This window comes from Burkholderia sp. KBS0801, assembly GCF_005937855.2.
Taxonomy (GTDB): domain Bacteria; phylum Pseudomonadota; class Gammaproteobacteria; order Burkholderiales; family Burkholderiaceae; genus Burkholderia; species Burkholderia ambifaria.
Genome location: NZ_CP042178.1, coordinates 2,467,083 through 2,491,758, shown reverse-complemented (window position 1 = coordinate 2,491,758; position 24,676 = coordinate 2,467,083). Strand labels below are relative to the sequence as shown.

General features: G+C 63.5%; 25 protein-coding genes. 10 read left to right on the top strand and 15 right to left on the bottom strand.

Going from position 1 to position 24,676, the window contains the following annotated elements:
• Positions 1 to 31: 31 nt before the first annotated feature.
• Positions 32 to 1,135, bottom strand: coding sequence for a LacI family DNA-binding transcriptional regulator (locus FFI87_RS28065; protein WP_138849939.1), 1,104 nt, complete (start codon positions 1,133 to 1,135; stop codon positions 32 to 34).
• Between the two features lie 113 nt (positions 1,136 to 1,248).
• On the opposite strand from FFI87_RS28065, the gene FFI87_RS28060 reads away from it, so the two are divergent.
• Positions 1,249 to 2,085 carry an NAD-dependent epimerase/dehydratase family protein gene (locus tag FFI87_RS28060; protein WP_138849940.1) on the top strand — a complete coding sequence of 279 codons (837 nt, stop codon included), beginning with the start codon at positions 1,249 to 1,251 and terminating at the stop codon, positions 2,083 to 2,085.
• 19 nt (positions 2,086 to 2,104) lie between these two features.
• Here the strand turns inward: FFI87_RS28060 and FFI87_RS28055 are convergent, their stop codons facing one another.
• Together FFI87_RS28055 and FFI87_RS28050 are read right to left on the bottom strand one after the other, a co-directional pair.
• The gene (locus tag FFI87_RS28055) at positions 2,105 to 2,425 is read right to left on the bottom strand and encodes a DUF1330 domain-containing protein (protein ID WP_012365303.1); all 321 of its coding nucleotides are present in this window, start codon (positions 2,423 to 2,425) and stop codon (positions 2,105 to 2,107) included.
• A gap of 139 nt (positions 2,426 to 2,564) precedes the next feature.
• Positions 2,565 to 3,032: a MerR family transcriptional regulator gene (locus FFI87_RS28050; RefSeq protein WP_138849941.1), complete on the bottom strand. Its 468-nt coding sequence runs from the start codon at positions 3,030 to 3,032 to the stop codon at positions 2,565 to 2,567.
• A 76-nt stretch (positions 3,033 to 3,108) separates the two neighbouring features.
• On the opposite strand from FFI87_RS28050, the gene FFI87_RS28045 reads away from it, so the two are divergent.
• Entirely contained in the window at positions 3,109 to 4,344 is a 1,236-nt protein-coding gene (locus FFI87_RS28045; RefSeq protein ID WP_138849942.1) for an NADH:flavin oxidoreductase/NADH oxidase family protein, read from the top strand.
• Positions 4,345 to 4,380: 36 nt separating this feature from the next.
• Here FFI87_RS28045 and FFI87_RS28040 read toward each other — a convergent pair whose 3' ends face one another.
• Positions 4,381 to 4,704 carry a hypothetical protein gene (locus FFI87_RS28040; RefSeq protein WP_006749566.1) on the bottom strand — a complete coding sequence of 108 codons (324 nt, stop codon included), beginning with the start codon at positions 4,702 to 4,704 and terminating at the stop codon, positions 4,381 to 4,383.
• A 619-nt stretch (positions 4,705 to 5,323) separates the two neighbouring features.
• On the opposite strand from FFI87_RS28040, the gene FFI87_RS28035 reads away from it, so the two are divergent.
• On the top strand, positions 5,324 to 5,956 hold the full coding sequence (locus FFI87_RS28035; RefSeq protein ID WP_012365306.1) for a LysE family translocator: 633 nt from the start codon (positions 5,324 to 5,326) through the stop codon (positions 5,954 to 5,956).
• A 127-nt stretch (positions 5,957 to 6,083) separates the two neighbouring features.
• Here the strand turns inward: FFI87_RS28035 and FFI87_RS28030 are convergent, their stop codons facing one another.
• Positions 6,084 to 7,712, bottom strand: a complete 1,629-nt coding sequence (locus FFI87_RS28030) for an NADP-dependent glyceraldehyde-3-phosphate dehydrogenase (RefSeq protein ID WP_138849943.1) — start codon at positions 7,710 to 7,712, stop codon at positions 6,084 to 6,086.
• A 473-nt stretch (positions 7,713 to 8,185) separates the two neighbouring features.
• Positions 8,186 to 9,139: a LysR family transcriptional regulator gene (locus tag FFI87_RS28025; protein WP_138849944.1), complete on the bottom strand. Its 954-nt coding sequence runs from the start codon at positions 9,137 to 9,139 to the stop codon at positions 8,186 to 8,188.
• A 220-nt stretch (positions 9,140 to 9,359) separates the two neighbouring features.
• Between FFI87_RS28025 and FFI87_RS28020 the strand changes: the two genes are divergently transcribed.
• Entirely contained in the window at positions 9,360 to 10,388 is a 1,029-nt protein-coding gene (locus tag FFI87_RS28020; RefSeq protein WP_138849945.1) for a DUF1338 domain-containing protein, read from the top strand.
• Between the two features lie 226 nt (positions 10,389 to 10,614).
• On the opposite strand, the gene FFI87_RS28015 is transcribed toward FFI87_RS28020, so the two are convergent.
• From FFI87_RS28015 to FFI87_RS34620, 3 genes are all read right to left on the bottom strand, one after another.
• A complete protein-coding gene (locus tag FFI87_RS28015; protein ID WP_011660169.1) occupies positions 10,615 to 10,812 on the bottom strand; it encodes a CsbD family protein in 198 nt (65 codons plus the stop codon).
• Between the two features lie 53 nt (positions 10,813 to 10,865).
• A complete protein-coding gene (locus tag FFI87_RS28010; RefSeq protein WP_138849946.1) occupies positions 10,866 to 11,216 on the bottom strand; it encodes a BON domain-containing protein in 351 nt (116 codons plus the stop codon).
• An 88-nt stretch (positions 11,217 to 11,304) separates the two neighbouring features.
• Positions 11,305 to 11,469 carry a hypothetical protein gene (locus FFI87_RS34620; RefSeq protein WP_006749573.1) on the bottom strand — a complete coding sequence of 55 codons (165 nt, stop codon included), beginning with the start codon at positions 11,467 to 11,469 and terminating at the stop codon, positions 11,305 to 11,307.
• Positions 11,470 to 11,859: 390 nt separating this feature from the next.
• Here FFI87_RS34620 and FFI87_RS28005 point away from each other — a divergent pair, with 390 nt between their 5' ends.
• From FFI87_RS28005 to FFI87_RS27980, 5 genes are all read left to right on the top strand, one after another.
• Positions 11,860 to 13,404, top strand: a complete 1,545-nt coding sequence (locus tag FFI87_RS28005) for a helix-turn-helix transcriptional regulator (protein WP_138849947.1) — start codon at positions 11,860 to 11,862, stop codon at positions 13,402 to 13,404.
• A 162-nt stretch (positions 13,405 to 13,566) separates the two neighbouring features.
• A complete protein-coding gene (locus FFI87_RS28000) occupies positions 13,567 to 13,758 on the top strand; it encodes a CsbD family protein (protein ID WP_011660173.1) in 192 nt (63 codons plus the stop codon).
• Between the two features lie 413 nt (positions 13,759 to 14,171).
• A complete protein-coding gene (locus FFI87_RS27990) occupies positions 14,172 to 15,323 on the top strand; it encodes a branched-chain amino acid ABC transporter substrate-binding protein (RefSeq protein WP_138849949.1) in 1,152 nt (383 codons plus the stop codon).
• 194 nt (positions 15,324 to 15,517) lie between these two features.
• The gene (locus FFI87_RS27985) at positions 15,518 to 16,690 is read left to right on the top strand and encodes an NAD(P)/FAD-dependent oxidoreductase (RefSeq protein ID WP_012365312.1); all 1,173 of its coding nucleotides are present in this window, start codon (positions 15,518 to 15,520) and stop codon (positions 16,688 to 16,690) included.
• Between the two features lie 346 nt (positions 16,691 to 17,036).
• Positions 17,037 to 17,639 (top strand): J domain-containing protein, encoded by a 603-nt coding sequence (locus FFI87_RS27980; protein ID WP_175711048.1) that lies wholly within the window; start codon positions 17,037 to 17,039, stop codon positions 17,637 to 17,639.
• A gap of 72 nt (positions 17,640 to 17,711) precedes the next feature.
• On the opposite strand, the gene FFI87_RS27975 is transcribed toward FFI87_RS27980, so the two are convergent.
• The 6 genes from FFI87_RS27975 to FFI87_RS27950 form a co-directional block, all read right to left on the bottom strand.
• Entirely contained in the window at positions 17,712 to 18,215 is a 504-nt protein-coding gene (locus FFI87_RS27975; protein ID WP_138849951.1) for a prolyl-tRNA synthetase associated domain-containing protein, read from the bottom strand.
• A gap of 83 nt (positions 18,216 to 18,298) precedes the next feature.
• Positions 18,299 to 19,714 (bottom strand): aspartate ammonia-lyase, encoded by a 1,416-nt coding sequence (locus tag FFI87_RS27970; protein WP_138849952.1) that lies wholly within the window; start codon positions 19,712 to 19,714, stop codon positions 18,299 to 18,301.
• Complete coding sequence (locus FFI87_RS27965; protein ID WP_175805044.1) at positions 19,707 to 20,690, bottom strand: LysR family transcriptional regulator; 984 nt, start codon at positions 20,688 to 20,690, stop codon at positions 19,707 to 19,709. Before FFI87_RS27965 ends, FFI87_RS27970 begins: the two co-directional genes overlap by 8 nt.
• Before the next feature lie 120 nt (positions 20,691 to 20,810).
• Positions 20,811 to 22,166 (bottom strand): MFS transporter, encoded by a 1,356-nt coding sequence (locus FFI87_RS27960; protein ID WP_138849954.1) that lies wholly within the window; start codon positions 22,164 to 22,166, stop codon positions 20,811 to 20,813.
• 213 nt (positions 22,167 to 22,379) lie between these two features.
• Positions 22,380 to 22,793 (bottom strand): gamma-glutamylcyclotransferase, encoded by a 414-nt coding sequence (locus tag FFI87_RS27955; RefSeq protein ID WP_138849955.1) that lies wholly within the window; start codon positions 22,791 to 22,793, stop codon positions 22,380 to 22,382.
• An 18-nt stretch (positions 22,794 to 22,811) separates the two neighbouring features.
• The gene (locus tag FFI87_RS27950; RefSeq protein ID WP_279607543.1) at positions 22,812 to 23,918 is read right to left on the bottom strand and encodes a type II asparaginase; all 1,107 of its coding nucleotides are present in this window, start codon (positions 23,916 to 23,918) and stop codon (positions 22,812 to 22,814) included.
• Positions 23,919 to 24,368: 450 nt separating this feature from the next.
• On the opposite strand from FFI87_RS27950, the gene FFI87_RS35275 reads away from it, so the two are divergent.
• Positions 24,369 to 24,641: a helix-turn-helix domain-containing protein gene (locus FFI87_RS35275; protein WP_138849956.1), complete on the top strand. Its 273-nt coding sequence runs from the start codon at positions 24,369 to 24,371 to the stop codon at positions 24,639 to 24,641.
• The last annotated feature ends 35 nt before the right edge of the window (positions 24,642 to 24,676 follow it).

Below are 24,676 nucleotides of genomic sequence, written 5' to 3'. Positions count from 1 at the left end.
GAAGCGCCGGGTATCGCAGCGGGCGCGTGCGTCAGCCGACCGCGGCCGTCGATGCGCGCATGATCAGCCGCGGCTCGAACGTCGAATAGCTTGCGTCGGTACGCCCGGCGAGCGCGTCGATCAGCTTCTGCATCGCGAGCTCGCCCATGTTCTCGCTCTGGATGTCGATGGTGGTCAGCGCGGGCGCCGCGTATTCGCCGTACGGCACGTTGTCGACGCCGGCGACCGACACGTCCTGCGGCAGCCGGAACCCGAGCGACGCGGCTTCCTTCATGAAGCCGAGCGCGATCAGGTCGTTGTAGCAGATCACGGCCTGCGGACGCTGCGGCCCGAGCATCACGCGCGAGCACGCGCGCTCGCCGGCCTCGGCGGTCGGCGCATGTGCGTCGTGCACGTCGAGCGGGAGGCCTGCCTCGGCGAGACAGTCGCGCGCGCCCTGGATCCGTTCGTCGTTCACGCGCGCCGGCCCGAAGCCGAGGTACGCGATGTGCGTATGGCCGAGATTGAGCAGGTGACGCGCGAGCATGTAGGTGGCGAGCCGGTTGTCGATGCCGACGCTCGGAATCGGCAGGCCGGGGCTGCGCCGCAGCAGCACGAGCGGCTTGTGCAGGTCGAGCATCCAGCCGGCTTCCTCGTCGGGCATCCGCGTACTGACGATCAGCCCGTCGACGCGCTGCGCGAGCGCCTCGATCAGCGAGCGTTCGCGCGCCTGATTCTCTTCGGTATCGACGAGCAGCAGCGTGTAGTCATGCTGGAGCGCGACGCGGTTCGCGCCTTTGACGACGTTCGTGAAATACGGGTTGCTGATATCGAGGATCACGACGCCGATGGTGCGCGTGCGTCCGGTGATCATCGAACGCGCGAGCGGGTTCGAACGATAGCCGAGCCGCTCGATCGCTTCCTTGAGCCGCGCCTCGACAGCCGGCGAAAAGCGCTGCGTGCCGTTCACGTACTTGGATACCGTCGCGACCGACACGCCGGCTTCCGCCGCCACGTCGCGGATCGTCGGGGAAACTTTTTTCATGAGGAGGGTAACGTTTTCGTTCCATTGCCCCGGATTGTGGCAGAAAAAGCCGGCACTCGACCACCGCCCGATATCGGGAAAATGCGGATGGCCGCGGGCAGGTTCAAGCATTGACGGTCGGCTTTTGTCCCGCGTATAGTTGGAAAACGTTTTCCGCTTTCGGCTGATTCCACCGATTTCGGGCAACTTCAGGACACCCTTCAGGACAGATTCAAGGAGACTCGATGAACGCCTCATCCACCGGCGCACGCAAGCCGTTCGGGCGCCTGCTGCTGACCGGCGCGGCCGGCAACCTCGGCCGCCAGGTGCGCGGCGCGCTGGCGAACTGGGCCGACGTCGTGCGCGTGAGCGACATCGCCGCGCTGGACGACGCGGCCCCGCACGAAGAAGCCCGTATCGTCGACCTGGCCGACCGGCCGGCGGTGATGGACCTTGTCGACGGCGTCGACGCGATCGTTCATCTCGGCGGCATTTCGGTCGACGCACCGTTCGACGATCTCGTCGATGCGAACATCACCGGCACGTACAACCTGTACGAAGCCGCGCGCAAGCACGGCGTGAAGCGGATCGTGTTCGCGAGCTCGAACCATGCGATCGGTTTCCATCCGGTCACGGAGGTGCTCGATGCCGATTCGCCGCTGCGCCCGGACAGTCTCTATGGCGTGACGAAGTGCTTCGGCGAGTCGCTGTCTCGCTACTACTTCGACCGCTTCGGGATCGAGACGGTGTGCCTGCGGATCGGCTCGTCGTTCGAGGCGCCGAAGAACCCGCGCATGCTCGTGACGTTCCTCAGCTATCGCGACTTCATCGAGCTCGTGCGCTGCTCGCTGCTGACGAACCGCGTCGGGCACGCGATCGTGTACGGCGTGTCCGACAACCCGGTGAAGTGGTGGGACAACACGAAGGCCGGCTTCCTCGGCTTCCGGCCGCAGGACAGCTCCGCGCAGTTCGAGGGGATGTTCCCGCTCACCGCGCCAACCGCCGACTACGACGATCCCGCGCAGCGCTACCAGGGCGGCGGCTTCGTCGTCGGCGAGCCGATGGAGCGCAACGCGAAGTAAGCGCGGCGCACGACGTGGATCAGCGCAGGATGTCCGTCGCCTTGTGCCGTTCATCCACGCCGTCGATCAGGATCAACGGGCCGCTCGCGTGCCGCGCGCGTAGCGGCTGGATCTGCTGATACGCATCCGATTCGTACCAGGCGCGGGCGGTGTCGAGATCGGGAAACGCGATCGCGATCAGGTCGCCGCGCCACTCGCCTTCGCGCACGTCGGGCCGCGCGCCGTGAATGACGAAATGGCCGTCGAACGGCGCGAGCGTGCCGTCGATGCGCTCGAGGTAGTCGACGATGTCGTCGCACATTTGAACGTCGTGCAGGTGGGCGATGGCGTAGGCGGTCATGGCGGGCTCCGTGGTGTCGATGCGATGCGTCGATCGATTCGTTGATCGATGCGGCCATGATCGGTGCGCGGGCGGCGCGCGTCGATTACCCGCGACGTAAGCAAATCCACCTGGACGAACGCGATGCCGGCCGGGCGCGTCACGCGCGCTTGCGCATCGGCCGCGGGCGCGGCACCGCCTCGGGTGCCGGCGCCGACTCCGCCGCTTCCTTGCACAACTTCTCGAGCATGCGTTGCGCGGCGCCCGCGCAATCTTCGCCGGCCGGCTTGTTCGCGATCTCGTCGATCAGCGTTTCCAGGCTGCGCCGGTTCTGCGCGAGCCGCTGTTCGAGCAGCGCGATTTCGTCGACCTTGTGCCGCAGCGCGTGGAGCAGTTCGTCGTGCGGCCACGCGCCGAGATCGGGCGGCAGCAGCGCGCGGATCTCGTCGAGCGCGAAACCCGCGCGCTGCGCGCGGTCGATGATCGCGAGCCGCGTCAGTGCCTCCGGCCCGTATTCCCGATAGCCGTTCGCCTGCCGACGTGCCGGTTCGAGCAGGCCGCTCGCTTCGTAGAAGCGGATGCGCGACGCCGCGATGCCGCTGGCGCGCGCCAGCTCGCCGATTTTCATGGTTATGCTCCAGGGGGCTTGACCTTGAAGCTGACTTTAAAGTTATGGTGGGGCATCGTCAATCGAGGATGTCCATATGAACCTGTTTGCGCCCCTCACCCTGCCCAATGGCGCGGTGATTCCCAATCGCCTCGCCAAGGCCGCGATGGAGGAAAACATGGCCGATGCGGATCACGCGCCGTCCGACGCGTTGCTGCGCCTGTACCAAGCGTGGGCCGACGGCGGGGCCGGCCTGATCCTGACCGGCAACGTGATGGTGGACGGCCGCGCGATGACGGGGCCGAACGGCGTCGTGCTCGACAGCGACGCGCATCTCGACCGCTTCCGGCGGTGGGCGCAGGTCGCGCGCTCCGGCGGCGCGCACGTGTGGATGCAGATCAATCATCCGGGGCGCCAGATGCAGGCGGCGCTCGGCCAGACGACGGTCGCGCCGTCGGCCGTGCCGCTCGCGCTCGGTGCGCTGTCGAAGCAGTTCCCGGTGCCGAAGGAGATGACGGAAGCCGATATCGTCGACGTGCAGCAGCGCTTCGTGCGGGCCGCGCGGCTCGCCGAGCAAGGCGGCTTCACCGGCGTGCAGATCCACGCGGCGCACGGTTACCTGCTGAACCAGTTCCTGTCGCCGCTGACCAACCGCCGGCAGGACGCGTGGGGCGGCCCCATCGAGCACCGCGCGCGGCTGCTGCTCGATATCGTGCGGGCTGTGCGCGCGACGGTGTCGCCGGCGTTCGTCGTGTCGGTCAAGCTGAATTCGGCCGACTTCCAGCGCGGCGGCTTCAGCGCGGACGATGCGAAGCGTGTCGTCGAACTGCTGAATCCGCTCGGCGTCGATCTCGTCGAGCTGTCGGGCGGCAGCTACGAAGTTCCGGCGATGCAAGGCGAGGCGCGCGACGGCCGCACGTTGGCCCGTGAAGCGTATTTCCTCGAATTCGCGCGGGACATCACCGCCGTCGCGGCGATGCCGGTGATGGTGACGGGCGGGATCCGGCGTCGCGCGGTGGCCGAGCAGGTGGTCGCCAGCGGCGTGGCGATGGTCGGCATCGCGACCGCGCTGTCGATCGATCCGAACCTGCCGCGCGACTGGCGGGCCGGCAAGGACAGCGCGCCGGCGCTGCAGCCGATCCGGTGGAAGAACAAGGCGCTGGGCGCGCTGGCGAACATGGCCGTCGTGAAGTTCCAGCTCGCGCGGTTGAGCGCCGGGCGGCGTACGCATCCGGGCGTGTCGCCGCTGCGCGCGCTGGTGTCGCAGCAGATGGCCGCGCAGTGCCAGACGCGGCGCTACCGGAAGTGGATGGCGGGGCGGGCGGCGCGTTAGGCGCGACGGCGATGCGGCGTGTGGCCTGATGCCGGCTCAGACCGGGTACGCATCGTCGACCTTCAGGTTCGCGAGCCGGAACAGCGTGCGCAGCGTCTGCGGATGAATGTCGCGGCGCGCGGCGAGCGACGTCAGCATGAAGTCGAGCACCTTCGCGTAACGCAGCAGCACGAGGCAGCGCGCGAGGTCCGCATTGCCGCCGCGCATGCCTTCGGCGAAGTGGACCATCTGGGTCGACAGCGAGCGTGCCATCTCGAGTTCCATCTGCTGTTTTTCGGTCCATTCGAGCTGCGGCTGTTCGAGCAGTTTCGCGAGAAAGAGCTGGAACGACGTATCGGATGAGTTGGGCAGCGCATCCATGGGGAGCCTCGTTGCTTGCGTGGATCGTTCGGGCGTATCCGGTGGACGGATCCCGATCCGGTTCATGTCCGCGCCGACTGGTGACGCGGCTGTCGCTGCAATGCGAATGCAGGTTTCGTACCAGCGGCGCGATCCGGTTGTCGAGCAACGTCGACGCGGAGCGCGGCCGCGGTCATCGCGTCCCGCCGGGGCTGGCTTGCGTGGAAAATCGACGAAGGGATCCATACGCCGCGCGTGGTCGCTATCGATCGCGCGTCATGGCCCGGACGGATGAAATGCTTCAGCGATGTAACGTAACGCCGGGTTCAAACCGGTTACGTGTTTCGGTCGACGGATCGCCGGAAGGTCGCGACGCCTGTGTGTCGGCAGTGCCCCGTGGCCTCGGGCGGCTGCGCGCCGCGCGCCGCGACCACGTCCGCCGCACGGTCGAATGCCGCGACGCGTGCGCCGGATGTTTCATATCCGAGACGTTTTCGCGCGAGGCGATCCGGATGCGTATGCGTATGCAACGGACGCCGCCGGCGCGATCCAACTGGCCCTGCGAATAACCGGCCAACTGTCCATGGGCAGCGGCGCCGTGTTTGCGAACAATCTTCGCATCATCCCCGCGAGGTTCGACATGAGCGTCCACGCCTTCTTCTCGGCCAACCTGCTGCTCGCCTACACGGCTTATTTCATCGGCACGGCCAGCCCCGGCCCGAGCAATCTCGCGATCATGTCGGTTGCCGCGAACCATGGCCGCAAGGCGGCGCTCGCGTTCGCGCTGGGCGTCATCTCGGGATCGATGTTCTGGGCGACGGTGGCCGCGCTGGGCGTATCGGCGGCGCTGCTCGCATGGTCGAAGCTGCTGGTCGCGATCAAGCTGTTCGGCGGCGCGTATCTGCTGTGGCTCGCGTTCAAGTCGGGCCGCACCGCGTGGTCGGCCAGATCGGCCGATACGCTGAACGCGGCGCCCGAGCAGAAGCTGTCGCGCCTCTACGTGCGCGGCGCGATGCTGCACCTGACGAATCCGAAAGCGATCCTGGTGTGGGTCTCGATCGTCGCGCTGTCGTCGAACGGCGCGGGCGCGTCGCACGGCGCTGTCGTGCCGGGCTGCATCGCGATCGGATGCGTGGTGTTCGGCGGCTACGCGCTGGTGTTCTCGACCGACAGCGCACGCCGGCTGTACGTGCGCGGCCGGCGCGCGATGGAAGCGTGTCTCGCGGTGGTGTTCGGCGTGGCGGGCGTCCGGTTGCTGGCGTCGAACGTATAGGGCGGCGCGTCGCGAAACGGCGTCGCGCGCAGCGCCGCGTCGGCGTTCCCGGTCCGCGCGTGGCGCGCACGCGCAAAAAAAAGCCGCTGCACCGGCGCGGGCAGCGGCTTGTTCCGGGCACCATGCTTCAGAAAATGAAGCCCGTGTTGATGAACTTCGAGTAGTGATCCGACACGATCGAATCCAGCAGCTGCTTGCTGCCCTCGGTCTGCTTGGCCGCGACCATCGAGCGGATCGAGAACGCGCGCAGCGCATCGGTCACCGACAGCGTGCCTTCCGCCGAGTCCTTGCGGCCCGCGAACGGGAACACGTCCGGCCCGCGCTGGCACTGGCAGTTGATGTTCACGCGGCAGACCTGGTTCACGAGCGGATCGACGAGCGCGCCAATCTGCGCCGGATCGGAACCGAAGATGCTGACCTGCTGACCATGGTCCGACGTCGTCACGTAGTCGAGCGCGGTTTCCACGTCGTCGAATGGCGCGACCGGAATGATCGGCCCGAACTGTTCCTCGCGATACAGCTTCATGCCTTCGGACACCGGATACACGACGGCCGGATAGAACAGCGTCTTGCTGAACTCGCCGCCCGAGTGGTTGACGACCTGCGCGCCCTTCGCCTTCGCGTCGTCGATCGCGTCGGTCATGTACGCGGTGCGATGCATGCCCGGCAGCGGCGTGATGCTGACGCCTTTCTCCCACGGCATGCCGATCTTCAGTTGTTCGAGCGCGGCGGTGAAGCGTTTCAGGAACTCGTCGACGATCGAGCGATGCACGAGCAGCATCTTCAGCGCGGTACAGCGCTGGCCGTTGAACGACAGCGCGCCGAGCAGACACTCCTTCACGGTGAGGTCGAGATCGGCGTCGGGCAGCACGATCGCCGCGTTCTTCGCGTCGAGGCCGAGGATCGCGCGCAGCCGGTGCGACTTCGGATGCTGCTTCTTCAGGTGATCGGCGACCTTGCTCGATCCGATCAGCGCGAGCACGTTGATCTTGCCCGACGCGAGCATGTGCGGCACGACCACCGCGCCCGGCGCGTAGATCGTGTTGATCACGCCTTTCGGGAACGCATCGCGGAACGCCTCGAGCAGCGGCTCGAACAGCAGCGTGCCGTACTGAGGCGGCTTGAACACCACGGTGTTGCCCATCAGCAGCGCGGGGATCAGCGTCGCGAAGGTTTCATTCAGCGGATAGTTGTACGGCCCCATGCACAGCACGACGCCGAGCGGCGTGCGGCGGATCTGGCCGATCGTGCCTTCCGCGATCACGAAGCGCGAGTTCGCGTTGTCGAGCTCCTTCAGCGCGTCGATCGTCTGCGTCATGTACGTGACGGTGCGGTCGAACTCCTTCTGCGAATCGGCGAGGCTCTTGCCGATCTCCCACATGATCAGGTTCACGACCAGCTCGCGCTGCGCGACCATCCGCTTGATGAAGTCCTGCATGCACGCGATGCGCTGCTCGACCTTCATCGTCGGCCACTCGCCGCGGCCCGAGTCGTACGCGCGCACCGCGGCGTCGAGCGCTGCGTCGCTTTCCCTCTCGCCCATCACCGGATAGCTGCCGATCTCCATCTGCGCGACGCTGCCGTCCGGCTGGCGCACGCACACGGGCGACAGCACGGTCTTGGTCGTGCCGTCCCACGGGCGCAACTCGCCGTCGACCAGCGACACGCGCTGGTGGATCGGAGCGGCGAGCCGGAACTCGGCGGGGATGTCTTGATAGGCGGGAAACAGCTGCTGCAGGGAGGCGGAATCGGGCATGACGGTCTCGTTTGACAGGTGTCCGGAAAGGACGGGCGATGCGGAATCCTGAGCTGAATGATCCTCGATCCTTGAATCGGCATGATGACGCGCGCACGTCTCGACGTCACGCTACGTCACGCGATGGTGTGGCCGAAACCCGGATTGGAACCAGTTCCATTTAAAAGGAACGCCGCGCCGATTGCAACATTTACCGAACGCGATCGTTCGGCGCGTAAGGATTCTGTAGGACTGTTTCCAAATGCCGGAAATAAGCCGATCGGTGCGTGCGCAAACGTTTCACGGCGGCCGGTTTGGGCGGATAATGGCCACGCGCGGCGCAGAAAAAATTGCCCCGGGACCTGAGAGAAAACATAAGCAGTGAAGAAATGAGAGAAGGTGCCGCCGCGCTGCCGAAGCGAGGTCGGCTGCCCGGAGCGCCGGGTCGGGGTTGCCCGCCCGGCGCGCACCGGACTTGTCGCGGTACGCCGCGATCACTCGACGTCTTCGTCATCCTCCGCATCGAGATCGTCTTCCCTCCCGTCCCGCCCCGGCGCCGCATACGCGCTCGCCTGTTCCAGCAACCACGCACGAAACGACTCCAGCGGCTTGCTGTGACTGAGCTCCGTCGGATACACGAGGTAGTACGCCGAATCGCCGACCGTCGCCGCGTCGCACGGCACGACGAGGCCGAGCTGCTGCAGTTGTTCCTCGACGAAGAACTTCGGCACGAGCGCGATCCCGAGCCCGGCCGCGGCCGCGCTGATCAGCATCGTATGGAGTTCGTAGCGCACGCCCTGCATCGTGCGGATGTCCTCGACGCCGTGCGTCTCGAACCATTGCGCCCATGCGCCGGGGCGCGTCGTCGAGTGCAGCAGCGGATACGCGAGCAGATCCTCCACGCGTTCGACCGGCCCGTCGAGCAGCGCGGGCGAGCAGATCGGCACGACTTCCTCGCCGAACAGATAGTCGGACGACGTGCCGGGCCAGGTCGGCTTGCCGTAGTGGATCGCGGCTTCGAAGTGCGTGTCCTCGAACGAGAACAGGTCGGTGCGGCTGCCCATGTTCACGCGTACGTCCGGCGTGCGGTCGTAGAAGCTCTTGATGCGCGGGATCAGCCAGTGCGACGCGAAGGTGGGCAGCACGGCCAGCTCCAGGTAGCCGCCGCCGCTACCGTGCGCGATGATCGACAGCGTGTCGCGATCGAGCGCTTCCAGCGCGCGGCGCACCTGCGTGCCGTACAGCTTGCCGGCGCGCGTCAGCACGACGCGCTGCTTCACGCGTGCGAACAGCCGCACGCCGAGGCTCGCCTCTAGCGTCGCGATCTGCCGCGATACCGCGCTTTCGGTCAGGAACAGCTCCTTCGCCGCGTGCGTGAAGCTCTCGTGGCGCGCCGCGGCTTCGAAAGCCACGAGCGCACCCATGTTGGGGATCTTGAATTTGCGCATGAATTTGTCTGACGAAGGAGCCCGCCCGAAGCGGGCCGGCGAACGCGTGCGGGAACCGTCAATAATTCCAAAAACTCATCACGTGTCAATTTAATCTCGCTTTACGCCCGGCTGCAACCCTTTGAATAATGCATCCCACGCAAGGTCAGGCGCCCGCGGGGGCGGCCGGCCAACCGAAATGCCGGCACGTTTGCCGGCGATCCCCGACACGAGAATCCTGATGCGCAATCCGAATATCGACAGCCTGCTGACGAAGCTGCTGGGACAGGCAAAGACCGACGCCCTGTTCGCGACCCTGAACATGCCGGCCATTCTCGAGGAATGGGAAACCGACGTCGTCACGCGCGCGGAAATCGCGCAGGCGATGAACATGGCGCTGTTCGAAGGGCTGCTCGAACGTTCGGCGAACGGCCGCGCATACACCGCCGAAGCCATCGAAAACGGCGGTTCGGTCTACTTCGACCACGGCGCGCTGCGTACGGTGCGCTGGCCGCACACGGGTGCGCTGCCGCCGGGCGAGGCCGCGTTCACGCGGATCCTGCGTCCGCTTGGCTTCCGCCTGAACGGCCGTTATCCGCTCGACAAGCTCGGCATGACCGGCCGCGCGTACGCCCATGAAGACGCGCCGGACGAGATCGCGCAGTTCTTCGTCAGCGAACTGCATCCGGAACGTTTCTCGAAGGAATTCCAGCAGGCCGTGACGAACGTCGTGAGTTCGTCGCGCGATCCGCTGTCGCCGGCGGCCGTCGCGCTGCTGTGGGAGATCGAGCGCGAAGGCTGGCTGCCGCTCGATGCCGCGCATGCATTGCTGCCCGAGATCGTCGGCGCGTTCGCGCGCCAGCACGACGTGCCGAACGAACTCGACTACGAAACGCTGTTGCTCGAATCTGCCGAGATGGCATGGATCGCGACCGAAGGCAACGCATTCAACCATGCGACCGATCGCGTGACCGACGTGTTCAAGCTGTCCGACGACGAGAAGGCGAAGGGGCGGCCGATGAAGCCGGAAGTCGAGCGCTCGCGTTCGGGCCGCGTGTTCCAGACCGCGTATCGCGCGGACATCGTCGAGCGCGAGTTCCGCACGCGCGACGGCGGCACGGTGAAGCGCAACGTGCCGGGCTCGTTCTATGAATTCATCACGCGTCGTCGCACGTTCGACCAGGCGGCGCGGCGCTGGGTGACGGACCTGCGTTTCGATGCGGGCAACGCGCAGGGCATCTTCAAGATGACGGCGAACGCGGCGAAGTAAGCGCGACGCACGCAAGACAAAAGGGCCGGCGGCTGATGACAGCCGCCGGCCCTTTTGCGTTGCATGAGCGCGTCGAGCGTCAGAACAGATGCGTGACCAGGTAGAACAGCACCAGCACGCCGAGCGGTACGCCCAACAGCCATGCGATCAGATACTTGCCCATGTCGTGGTCCTCCGCATTGCCGCGACGCGGGACGCGTCGCGGCGGTGTGAGGAGACTGACGCGTTACAGCTCGCGATCGAACTCCTTCATTTGCTTCTCGGCTTCGTCGCGCGCGATCCCGTAACGCTCCTGGATCTTGCCGACCACATAGTCGCGATTACCTTCGGCGACGGCCAGGTCGTCGTCGGTCAGCTTGCCCCACTTGGCTTTCAGCTTGCCCGACAACTGCTTCCACTGACCCTTGATCTTGTCTTCGTTCATGGTGTGCTCCTGTCGTAAAGGGAGAAAAGTGCGGCGCCAGGCCGCGTGATACCTCAGGCCTTCGCCTTCAGGCCGGATGCGTCGACGTGCTTCACGCCCTTCACCGAGCGTGTCACGGCGATCGCTTTCTTTACCGCGATCTTCGAATGCAGCACGCCCGTCAGCGTGACGACGCCGTCCACCGTCTTCACGTCGATGTCCGTGCTCTTCACGCCTTTGGTGGTCGCGAGTTCGCTCTTCACCTTGGTCGTGATCCATGTATCGGTCACGGGCTGGTCCGATTCGGCCTTCATGGATTTCTCGGTCGACGACGCCTGTGCGTACGCGGTCGTGAGCGGTGCGCCAGCGAGCAGGAAAGCCGCGCTGACGGCGAGCAGCGTCGAAAGGTGCGAGGTCTTGTTCATTGATGTTCTCCTTCGAGTGGCGTGAGTGAATGGATGCGAATGCAATGCGAATGCAATGCGAATGCGGATCGCGCCGCGCGTTATCGCGTCATCGCGCGATCGGCGTGTCGTAGCCCGGCTCGCGCGGCGGCATGTCCGGGCGCGGTACGTCGGGTGGTTGGGGCACGGGCGGGTCGGTGCCGGGCGACGGTTCGGGCGGATGGTCCGGAGCCGGTTCGGGCCGCGTCGGATCAGGTGTCTGATGCAGCTTCATCGGGTCGTCCTCCTCTGCGGTAGTTCAGCGCGTGAGCGCCGATGCAGTACCAGCGTACCGGCACGAACGCACGCACACATCGCGCAAATTCACCGGGTTGCCTAGTGCGTTTGCACGGGGACGGAACGGCCGGGCGGGAACGGGAAATGCGCCGATGGACGCGCGAGGCGCGACGGCATGCGCGGGTGCCGCCATGCGCGCCGCTTGGCGGGATAGCGCACGCTGGCGGCATGGCACGCGAATGTACTATTGCGCATGGTGCATCCAGCGTGCCGAGCGCATCGACGGCACGCGACCATCGCGACACGCGCCGGGCCGGCGCACGTCGGCGCCTGATGGCGCGGATGCAGCCCAACCGGCAACCATGCACACGACGTGGACGACCCTTCAATGGACGATCGAGTAAACGAACAGACGCTCAAGTCGCATACCGACCGGCGTCAGCTGTACCAGATCATCGCGGGGCTCACCGAAGGTGTGATCCTCATCGAACCCGACCAGCGCATCGTGTGGGCGAACGAGGCCGCGCTCGCGATGCACGGCGTCACCGAGCTCGATGCACTCGGCGCGGACGTGACCGAGTATCGCGAGCGCTTCCGGCTGCGCTACCGGAACAACAATCCGGTGGGCGACGGCCACTATCCGATGGATCGCGTGATCGCGGGCGAGGAGTTCAGCGACGTGACGGTCGAAGTCGAATCGGCCGCCGACGAGAACGTGAGCTGGGTCCACCGGATCCGCAGCCTGGTGCTGACGAACGCCGCGGGAGAGCCCGACTGTCTCGCGCTCGTGCTGCACGACGCGACCGAATGGGCGAGCGCCGAGGAGCGCTTCGAGCTCACGTTCAACGCGAACCCCGCGCCGGCCGTGATCTGCCGGCTCGACGACCTGCGCTACGTGAAGGTCAATCAAGGCTTCCTCGACATGACGGGCCACGCACGCGACGACGTGCTCGGCCGCTCCGTCTACGAAGTCGATGTGCTCGATCAGGCCGAGCATCGCGAACTCGCGATCGAGCGGCTCGGCGAGGGCGCGACCATCCCGCAGATGGAGGCCGTGCTCAAGCGCGCGGACGGCGGCACGAAGGCGGTCGTCGTCGCCGGGCAGCCGATCGACATGAACGGCGAGGCGTGCATGCTGTTCACGTTCATGGATCTCGAGCCGCGCAAGCAGGCCGAACTCGCACTGCGGCAGAGCGAGGAGTGCTTCGCGAAGGCGTTCCGGATGGCGCCGGTCGCGACCGCGATCGTCACGGCCGACCGCTTCGAACTGCTCGACGTGAACGATGCATTCGTCGCGATGGCCGGCCATGCGCGCGACGATCTGCTCGGCAAGTCCGCCGACGAGATCGGGCTGTGGGCCGAGCGCGGCGCGCGGCAGCAGATCGACAGCGCACTTGCACGCGACGGCAACGTGCGCAACGCGGACGTGCAGATCCGCACGGGCGACGGCGACGTGCGCGATTGCGTGGTGTCGGCCGAACCGGTCGCGATTCACGGGCAGGATTGCCTGCTGATCGCGTTGCTCGACATCAGCGATCGCAAGCGTACCGAGATGGAGCTCGTTTACGCGATCGAGACCGCGATGCAGGATGCGTCGTGGTTCAGCCGCACGCTGATCGAGAAACTGGCGAACGTGCGGCGCGAGAATGCGCCGGACGCGGGCGCGCAGCTGTCGGATCTCACCGCGCGCGAACGCGACGTGTTCGACCTGCTGTGCCACGGCCTCGCCGACAAGGAGATCGCCGGCCGCCTCGGGCTCGCGCCGAACACGGTCCGCAATCATGTCGCGACGATCTACGCGAAGCTCGACGTGCATAGTCGCGGCGAGGCGATCGTGTGGGCGCGCGAGCGTGGGATCGTCGGCGCGGCAGACGCGAACGGCGCGCGCGGCGACAAGGGCGCCGAGAAGGGCGGCGCGAACGTCAAGGGCTGACGCCGGGCGCGGGCCGTCTCCCCATCGGTGCGAATGCACCATGCAGGCTGGTGCATCCGCATCTGCCGCGCGCGGCGCGCGGCTGCGATCCTGTCCACTCGGCGGTGCGACGCGGGCTGCGGCACCGTCGGCTCTCTCCCCAATTCGTTGCAGGAGACGACCATGGACAGGAATCGCATCGAAGGCAAGCTCAAACAACTGAAAGGTTCGGTCAAGGAAGCACTCGGCAAGGTGACGGGCGACCGCGAGACGGAGGCGGAAGGCGTGGCGGAACAGCAGGCCGGCAAGATCCAGGAGAAGGCGGGCGAAGCGGCCGACGAAGTGCGCCGTCATACGGGCAGCGACCGGCACTGAGCGCCGTTGACTCATCGCACGCTGTGCCCATGCCGCGTGACGTCGCGATGATTCTCCATCGGCATTACCCGTCGCAGCCTTAATTCGAAAGCATTTAGGCGCATCCCGCCCGATCTTTCTCCTTCCCGGCCCGCCATCGCGCGGGCCGGCGCCGTCTGTGCACACGGAACTTGATGACAATTCCTCACAACGTAGTTCCGATATTTCGTTTGCTGCACGCGTATTGGCTACCCACAATCGGTTCACCTCTTTCGCGCTGACAGGTTCTTCGGAGACGGAACCGGGGTGATCGACCGGCAGGCGACGCGCGTTTCGCGCAGCCCCCGGCGACAGCAGAATTCACCGGCACGCGGGAGGTCGCCGCCGCGCGATGGTCGCGCGGCGCATCCGACCCATAGAAGAAGGATTGGCCGATGACGTTCCGCATTCGTTCGCTTTCCGGCATTGCACTGACCGCCGCGATCCTCGCGTTCCAGACGGGCGCGGCCCACGCGCAGGAGACGGTCGTCAAGGTCGGCGTGGCCGTGCCGCTGACCGGCGGCGGCGCCGCCTACGGCAAGGACATCGAGAACGGTGTGCGCATGGCCGTCGACGAGGCGAACGCCGCGCATACGACGATCGGCGGCAAGCCGGTGAAGTTCGTCGTCGCGTCGCAGGACGACCAGAGCGACCCGCGCATCGGCGTGCAGGCCGCGCAGCAGTTGACCGACGCGCAAGTGGCCATCGTGATCGGCCACTTCAATTCGGGCACGACGCTGCCCGCGTCGAAGATCTACGCGAAGGCCGGCATTCCGATGATCACGCCGTCGGCGACCAATCCCGACATCACGCGTGCCGGCCTCGGCACCGTGTACCGCGTGATCGCCACCGACGCGCAGAACGCCGGCAACGCCGGCGCCTATGCGGCGAGCGTGACCAAGGCGAAGCGCATCGCGATCATCGACGACCGTACCGCGTTCGGCCAGGGCGAAGCCGACGAGTTCGAGAAGGCCGCGAAGGCGAACGGCGGCACGATCGTCGCGCGCGAATTCACGAACGACAAGGCCGTCGACTTCAGCGCGCAGCTCACGAAGATCAAGAGCACGAACGCCGACCTGGTGTTCTTCGGCGGCCTCGACGCGCAGTCCGCGATGCTGGTCAAGCGCATGCGCCAGCTCGGCATCCGCGCGCAGTTCCTGGCGGGCGGCGGCGTGATGAACGCAAACTTCATCAAGCTCGCCGGCAACGCGGCCGAAGGCGCGTCCGTGTGGGAGTACGGTCAGCCGCTGTCGCGTCTCGCGAAGGGCAAGCAGTTCGAAACGAAATTCAAGCAGAAGTACGGCGTCGACATGCTCGCGTATGCGCCGTTCGCGTACGACGCGACGTGGATCGCGATCAACGCGATGCAGAAGGCGAACTCGACGAAGCCGGCCGATTTCAACGGCGCGCTGAAGGGCACGCGCTACGACGGCATTACCGGCACGATCGCGTTCACGAACACGGGCGACCTGAAGAACCCGAGCTCGACGCTGTATGAAGTGAAGAACGCCGCGTGGCAGCCCGTCACCACGCAAACGGCGGACTGAATACCCGAACGCGCGCGGACTTTCGCGGCGACGCCGGACGTGCTGAAATACCCAAGGCGATCGAATGCGATCGCCGCGCATGTCGGGGCGATACGCCGGGCGGTCCGCACGCACGGCGCCGCGCGCGACGCGGCACGAACAACTTTCGGGCGCGGCCGGCTGGCCGCGCCCTTCACGTGCAACTGGAGTCAGTCGTGAGTTCTCAAGTCGTCATCGTCGGCGGTGGTGTGATCGGCAGCTCGATCGCCTATTTCCTGCGCGCTACCGATCCGACGGTGTCCGTGACCGTCATCGAACGCGATCCCACTTATGCGAAATCGTCGTCGGCGCTGTCGGCCGCATCGATTCGCCAGCAGTTCTCGACGCCGCTGTCGATCGAGATGTCGCTGTTCGGGATCGACTTCTTGCGCACGATCGGCGAGCGGCTCGAGGTCGATGGCACGCGGCCGTCGATCGATCTGCACGAAGGCGGTTACCTGTTTCTCGCGACACCGGCAGGCGATGCGACGCTGCGCGAAAACCATGCGCTGCAGACGAAGCTCGGCGCCGATATCCGCTTGATGGATCGCGATGCGCTGCGCGCGAAGTTTCCGTGGCTGAACGTCGACGATCTCGTGTCGGGCGCTTATGGCGCAAGCGGTGAAGGGTGGTTCGACGGCTACGGGCTCGTGCAGGCGCTGCGCAAGAAGGCGCAGGCACTGGGCGCGCGCTACGTGCCGGCCGACGTGACCGGCGTCGTTCGCGACGGTCGCAAGGTCACGCATGTGATGACGAGCGACGGCGAGCGCTACGCGTGCGACACGCTCGTCAACGCGGCGGGGGCGTGGACGCGCACGCTGTCGTCGATGATGGGCATCGACATTCCCGTGTATGCGCGGCGTCGCAGCATCTTCAACGTGTCGTCGCCGGCGCAGCTCACCGGTTGTCCGCTGCTGATCGATCCGACCGGCGTGTATTTCCGGCCGGAGGGGCGCACGTATATCTGCGGGACGTCCCCGAGCCCGGATCGCGATCCCGACGATCTGCCGCTCGACGAGGTCGATCACGACCTGTTCGACGAGGTGATCTGGCCGACGCTCGCGAATCGCGTGCCGGCGTTCGAAGCGCTGCGCGTGGAGAACTGCTGGTCCGGGTACTACGAGTACAACGTGTTCGATCACAATGCGATCATCGGGTATCACCCCGAGCTGGATAACGTCGTGTTCGCGAACGGCTATAGCGGGCACGGGCTGCAACAGGGGCCCGCGACCGGGCGTGGGGTGAGTGAACTGATTCTGGGCGGGCGGTATGAATCGCTCGACCTGTCGTCGCTCGGCTGGGAGCGCGTGCTCGAAAACCGGCCGATCGTCGAGAAGAACGTCGTGTAGCGCGGCGTGACCGCCCGGTGTGGGGTGGGCGGGATTCTCCTTGTGTCTCAATCTGATTGGCCCGGCTTTGCCGGGCTTTTTTTGTTCTTTGGGGGTTATGGGTGGGGGGCGGCGATTGGCATTCGGCCATGAAGCGCCGTTCGCCTGCATGCACATTCGGACACTCGAGCGACCGCTCCAGTCGGCAAACGGCCGTTCCGATGAGAATGATTCAGATTCCGTCATCTGCCAAAGCGCTCCTGACCTGCACTCAGGGTGTCAGAACGCGGTGAATTCTCGACCCGACGGATTGGCGCTGCGGCGACATGCTACGATCAACGCGATCCGACTTTCATCCCGACGCGCAATGACGACAATGTATGAATTGCTCGGTGTGTGCGAGAACGCGACCAACGAGGAAATCAAGCGAGGCTACCGAAAGGCGGCGATGAAAGCGCATCCCGACCGCAACGTCGGGTGCGAAGCGGACGCGCATGCGCGATTTCAGGAGATCAAGGAGGCATACGCGATTCTCTCGGATCCGGAGCTGCGCCGCGTCTATGACACCGCTTACGCAGAGGAAATGCTCCGTCACGCACGGCTTCGCGAAGAAGAGGAGCGCTTGAACGCGGAGCGCGAAGCGGAATATGCGCAGTTCGTGGCATGGGCGATGCGCTTCGCCGAGCAAGGGCACAACCGCGACGTCGTGTTCGGTGTTCTGCTCGGCCGTGATTGCGATGTTCAACTCGCCGAGCGCATTGCCGGCAGCGTGGTCGAGTTGCATGCGTCGCGCCAGCCGGGCGTATCGCCGGACGGGGAGCGTGATGAGCAGATGCCGCAATGCGACGAGAGGGCGACACAGGCGACATCGGCGCACGCGTCAAAGAGCGACGCGCGAAGGAGTGGCGAACACGCGCATACGGACTTTTTCAGCGCTCTCTGGCACGGCGTGTTCGGGCTGCGCCGGTGAGCCTTGGTGTGTTGCATCGACGGGTTGAATCCGCATCCGATACTGGTCCTAGAGCGTACGGATGGCGGCGTTCTAAGCGATTGTGCGGTCGGGGAGCGGCGTCCAGTCGGCGCGATGACCGATGGTTCGGAGGAAGGCGTCAAGTGCTTGTTTGGAGAGCGAAACACTTGCGTTGTTCTCTAACGGATGGAAAAGAAACAACTGTTCTGCGTGCAGACCGCAATCCACAATGAGCCGAACACGCTTCGCTTCATCATTGACCAGCGCAAACGGGCTCAGGGAGCCAGGCAGGACACCCAGCAGTTCCAAGAGTTTGTCTGATGACGCGAAGGAGAGACGCTTACTGCCAAGCAGGTCTGCCAGAGCAACCAAATCGAGAGACTTTGTGGCCGTCGTAACTATCAAAAAGTAGCGTCCTTTTTTGTCTTGAAGCAGCAGATTCTTGCACCGCACACCTTCAAGCGCGAGGTCGAGTTTGCCCGACTCAGCCATATTGAGCACCGAATCATGCTGCTCGCAAGAGAACGGTATTTGTCTATCGGCGAGGAGCTTCAGTAGTTCGTCTTTTCGCAACATTGATGTGTTTCAGTCTTTGAGGTGGCAGGGCGGTGGCCGGCTCGGGAAACCGTCTGCACGGCCGATGACCCCATTCATTTCGGTTACGCGTCGTCGAATACAGGATACGATGCCTTGCGGATAGCAGCGATGGTCGCATCGGGCGACAGCAACCCCGATTCGTCCAGGATGGTTACAAGCGAGCGGCCCTCCGCCACCGACTGCCGAGCGAGCTTACTTACACGGGCGTAGCCGACTTTGGGAACCAAGGCCGTTGCAACTGCCATCGATTCCAAAAGATGCTTCTCGTTACGTTCCACGTCGGCCTGGATGCCCTTGACGCATTTCTGTGCGAAACGTTGAATGCCGTTTGTGAGCAGCATGATGCTATCAAACACACGAGAGGCAACTACGGGCTCGAAATGGTTGATTTCCAGCTCGCCGTACTGCACTGCCTGAGCAACTGCGACGTCGTTTCCAACGATCGCGAAGCTCAGCTGGAGTATTGCCATTGGCAGGACAGGGTTAACCTTGCCGGGCATGATTGATGAACCGGCCTGTGCCTCTGGCAGCCTCAGTTCGCCCAAGCCACCCACCGGTCCCGAAGACAGCACCGTCAGGTCGGAAGCGACCTTTGCGAGCGATACGGCAGTCGTGCGGAGTTCTGCCGAAACTCGCGAGAATACGTCCATGTTCTGCATTGCATCGAAGGAGTTCGTCGGTGCCTGATAGTCCACGCCCGTAATTTTGCCAAGATGCGAATACACCGCAGCGCGGTAGCCAGCCGGAGCGCCGAAACCAGTCCCGATGGCCGTGCCGCCCAGCGGAAGCGTACGAAGCTTGTCGCGAACTGCTGCGAGTTCTTCGGCCAGACGCTTTGTCAGAGAAGCGTAGCCTCCAAACAGTTGGCCGAGACGCATCGGTTGCGCGTCCTGTAGGCAGGTGCGGCCAAGATGCAGTACATCGGCAAACTCGGTGGCCTTGCCGTCGAACAGAACCGCAAGTTGCGATAGCTCTTCGATCAGAGGTCCGAGCATCGCATATGTCGCGATCTTCAAAGCTGCAGGGTAAGCGTCGTTTGTCGATTGCGAAGCATTGACGTGATCGTTCGGATGAACGACTTCATAGCTACCGGGTGCGTGTCCGAGGAACTGCTGCGCACGGTTGGCGATGACCTCGTTGAAGTTCATATTCGTCGAAGTCCCGCCCGAACCTTCCATCAGATCTACGAGAAGCGACGAGTCGCACCGCCCGGCGATGACTTCTTGACAGGCTTGGGCGATCGCTTCGCACTGTTCCTTGGTCACGACGTTATTGTCGAGGTTCGCCAGTGCGGCGGCCCACTTGACCTGTGCGAAGGCGTCCCGGAACTGCGCGTAGTGAGCCACATTGAGCGGGGACACCGTAAGATTTTCGACGCCTCGAACAGTGTTCACGCCGTAGAGCTTGTCAACCGGAATGGTGACTTTGCCGACGTAGTCCTGCTCGGTGCGCTGCTCGCCTTGAGTAAGCTTATTCATGAGTGTTCCTTTCGCCAACGGTAACAAGAGATTCGATGTTCGAGCCAACGGCCTTCAGCCTCGGCATGAATGATGTTTTGATGACCTCATGCGCGGTCTCGCAGGCGTCATCGAAGAAAGCGTTGTATTCGTCTCGTCGCGCCACTAGATAAAGCGAGCGCTCCAAGCCCATATTGTCAATTACGTGAGTAGCGACGTTGCCCGCATGTGTCACAGCTTGGAGATGGCACATGGGAGATGTAATTGCCCATCCGATGCCTTCCGCAACCATGGATGTGAGGGCGTCCGCGTTGTCCAGCTCCAGCCTGTTGGGGGCGCGAACTTCAATTCGCCGAAGATACCGTTCGATCTGCATGCCTACCTGAGAGGTTCGGTTGAACCGGACGATAGGTAAGTTTTTCGCGAGCGACCGCAAATCGTCCAGCGTGCGCACCGGCTTTGTCATCTCCTTTGGCGTTATAACGAAGTACCGTTCTGAGAAAAGCCTGTAGCGGACAACGTCATTCGCATCCATCAACGGGTCGCTGGTTATGATGAGGTCCAGGTCTCGGCGCAACAGGGCTTCGCCCTGTTGCGGGCTTAGACCAGTGCGTATCGAGAGCTGCGAAACCCTACTCAGCAGGTTTTTCGTGAAAAGTGAGCCGCAAGTTGATGCGAAGGAGTCGACCAATCCGATACGCAAATCAGGTTTGATACCTTGACCTGCCTCAACGACTTGCGCCTTCAGGTTGGCAATTTCCTCACTCAAGACTGCACCGCGATTCCGAAGCGCGATTCCAAACGGCGTCAATGCGAGCGGTCGTGTCGTACGGTTGACCAGCACGACGCCTAACTCTTCCTCAAGCTGCCGGATTATCTGCGACACGCCTGATTGTGAGATGCCCATCCTCGCTGCCGCTGCCGACATGCTTCCTTCTTCGGCAACGGCCACAAAGATTTGCACTGCATGCATGTCGAGTGGCTTGTTAGATGACATTGTTCGGCTCCTGATAGTTGCTTGGGCTCACTGTCGCATAGGCTTGCCGACTTCAGAACCGCATGCTGTTGCCGCTTTCAGGAACCGACTGCTCGCCGCTCACCACGATGACGTAAGCCGTCAGACAGGGCGCTTGGCAGCAAAAGATTCTTCCTCGGCGGCGGTATCGGACTTTACGTCGGTCAAATTCTCATTGCCCGTTTCAGGGGCCGTCAGGTGACAGAAAATCCCGCCAAAGAGCAGCACTGCGACGCACGCGCCCAACGCCGCGTGAATGCCGACGTGTTGGACCGCCAGCGGGAGCAAGAACGTGCTGATCGCCGAACCGAAGCGACTTGCCGCAACTGCCAGGCCCACGCCAGATGCACGCAGATGAGTCGGGAAGAGTTCGGGCGGATAGACGAATTCAAGGTTTGCTGCTGCCGAGAGAATGCACGCGAACGCGCCGAATGCGATCATCGTTCCGACGGGGCCGAAATTGGCATACGCCAGCACAGCCAGACCAAGCGCCGCGAGGTAGAACGTCCCGATCAGGAAGGTGCGGCGAGACAGCCGATCGACCAGCAAGAGCCCGATGATGGCACCGGCCAACAGCAGAACGTTATAGACAAGGCCGCCAACGAATTTGTCTTTGACGTGCAGCGCCTCAAGCACTCGCGGCGCGAACGTCCCCAGTGCAAAGTAAGGGATGACCTGACACGTATAGAACACGCAACCGACAAGGGTGTTTTTTCGCCAGCGCGGCGAGAACAGCTCGGACCATGCGCCGCCGCGGTGCTGCTTTGCGTCGGCCGTCGGCTTCGAAAGCGTAACTTCGGAACCGAACTTACGGCGAATGATGGCCAGGGCTTCGTCGCCGCGTCCGCGTTTCATCAGCCACATCGGCGATTCCGGCACGATGAGACGGAACGGAAGAATCAATAGGGCAGGAACGCCGCTTGCCGCGAGCATGATTCGCCAGGCGTCCGGGCCAATGTCGCGCATTGCGAACCCGGCAAGATAGGCGCCAACATAGCCGGCCGCCCAAGCTGCGGCTAGAACGCTGAGAAGGCGTCCCCGGTAGCGACGCGGAGAATACTCGGTGACCAGGGACTTACTCACGACATAGTCAGCGCCGAGAATGAACCCTAAAAGCAGGCGCAGAACGAATAGCTGCGTAGGCGAGGTGACGAAGTACTGCGCGCCCGAGACGACGGCGAAGAGCAGCATGTCATACGCAAAGATCGATCGGCGACCGAACTTGTCTGCGAATGGGCCTGCCAACATGCTGCCGAAGAAGAGGCCCGCAAGCGACGCCGCTCCGAGTAGCCCCATCCACACCGCGTCGAGGTGAAGGGGGCCCGCTGCCATGCTGACGGCGATGCCGATGATGCCAAGCACGAAACCGTCGCTGAATTGCCCGCCCGTGCCACTGAACGCGACGCCCACGTGGAAAGGACGAATGGGTACGTCTTCAAGTAAAACCTGGTTGCTCACTGTCGTCTCCTGTCTCGGGGTGATGCCTAAGTGTCTTGGCACCTTGAAAACAGTCTATGACGAGAAATTCAGCAAAACAGCAGGTCCGGCCATACTATTATCGTTTCTAATAGAAACTCGAAGCACGGCTGAATATGAGCCGGCGCTGCGCTTTTGGTAGCGCGTAAAAAAGCCCAGCGCGTAGCGCCGGGCTGTCCAAGGAACTTCGTTCGGTCAGTTTTTCGTAGTTCGGGATCGGCGGTGTTCCACCCAATTTCCTGAGCGGATCTCGGGCAGTCCCAGCACCGATGCGGCTGACACAGGGTAGAACAGGCAAGCCACCGTTTGTCCATCGACATTGAGGTCGATCACTTCCAACGAGAACAATGTTTCATTCTCGGGATATGCTCGCTCGACCTCATCGAGCACAGCTCGCAGTTCGTCCTCGATTTCGTAGACTTCCCCGATTACGGGGCCGCCATCGCTAGCTGACACTAATCCGGGGTACTTCCCGAAGTCGTAGAGACGTCCCCTTACGGTCGCGGGCCCGACGAAGCGAGGCGCAGTCAGCCCATGATCGACGGCAAGATCGCAAATGTCGTTAGCCTCGCCCTTGCGCAGCGTTCCGTACAAGAACATGTTGAGCATTAGCTTTCGGTCCCGAGTTCAGAACTGATGAAGCATCTGCTGAATCCGGGCCGGGTCTTTTGTGACCGTGAGCGCGAGCATCAAGAGAATACGAGCCTTCGGCGGATTGAGGTTATCCCCCAGCAGGCCAACGTACGCGGGATCTTCCGGAACGTAACCACTGCCGGTTCGTGACGAACGGACCACGATGACCCCCTTATCGATTGCCTTCTTGATTGACGGAAGTGCGAGAAGCGACTCGCTGCCCGCGCCTACGCCCGCCACGACGATGCCGCGAGCGCCGTGGGACACTGCACCGTCATACAGATAACCTCCGTCGTTCTGATAGCCATACATGATGTCAACTTCGGGAAGCGAATCGAGGTTAGACACATCAAACGGGGTCTGCGTTGTGTGAAGTTTTACCACAGCGGTTTCGAAGTGCGGCACGTTGTCAACCAAGGTGCCAAGGTAGCCGTCGTCAGGGCTCTTGAACGTATCGAGGCTATCAGCGTTAGTTTTAGTCGTGTATCTCGCAGAGCCGATCCGGTCGTTGAGAACAATCATCACGCCTCGCCCGCGTGCCTCGGGTGACGCAGCGACAGTCACCGCCTGAAGCAGGTTGCTAGGGCCGTCCGCGCTGATAGCAGTCGAAGGGCGCATTGAGCCGGTGACGACGACCGGCTTGTCGCTCTTGACGACCAGATTCAGGAAATAGGCGGTCTCTTCGAGCGTATCGGTTCCGTGAGTTACAACCACGCCTGCGATATCGGGTTGAGCTAAAAGTTCGTTTACCCGCTTCGAAAGCTTGAGAAGAATAGCGTTGGTGATGTTTTCGCTTCCAACGTTCGAGATCTGTTCGCCTGATACCCTGGCTACCTTTCCCAGCGATGGGACCGATTTGAGAAGCGCATCTGCGGTGAGTACGCCCGGTTTGTAGCCCGTCGACTGCGTTTCCGTAGCCGCGGTTCCAGCGATCGTTCCACCAGTCGCCAGTACAGCAACGTGAGGCAGGGCGGTTTGCTGCTGAGTCTGGGCTTGAGCCTGCGCTTGGGCGTTCAACGACCCAGTCGCGAGAAAGCCAAAAATGAGGAACGTGCAAGCAAGGCGTTTCACCTGGCTCAATTGAGCGCATGCATCTTTCACAGCGTACTCCCGGATTGAAGGTAAAGGATCGCCGGCGCGTCATCGCTGACGCGGGCGATTGAGTCGGACCCAATCGGTAGGTGGTGGTAGGCGTGGACGCCTTGGTCTTCGACTGTTACGGTTCCGATGAGCGGAGTGTAGTAAGCCGGGCGACGCGCCAAAATACTCCGGCAGTACCATTACTAAATCTGATGCTGCGATTCCGCCCGCCTGAAACTCCGCGCTACCTCGGGTGAACTCTGATTGCACCGCTGCACCACGTGCACCGTCGGAGTATGGACTCGACGGCCAAAGTCGTCGGCCAGCAAGACGTGACCGACCTATGAAGCCGAGATTTGCCCCTCGACCCCGAGACCGGCCGCAACGAGCCCTCGCTCAGCGGCGCGAGACTCGCTTCGTCATCCGCATCCCGTGTTAGTTTTCGGGAAAAAATCCAATGTACTAGAAGGCATGAACATCGACCACTTCATCGCCAAACGAGTCCGGGATCTGCGTAAGGCCCGTGCATTCACTCGGGAAGAGTTGGCTGTTTCCAGCGGCGTTAGCCGCTCGACCATTTCACTGATTGAGCGCAAAGAAACCAGTCAAACGGCTGAACGTCTGCAACTTAGCAGAAAGAAGCCGTTCCGCCGGCGCTCGTTGTCGTCAACTCGGCACGCGGAATACAACAGCCGAGGCCTAGACCTTTGCGAGAAGCAGTCAGCGCCGAATGCGAAGTTTTGACGATCGACTCGTGTGCCGCGGGTGTATCCATTCGA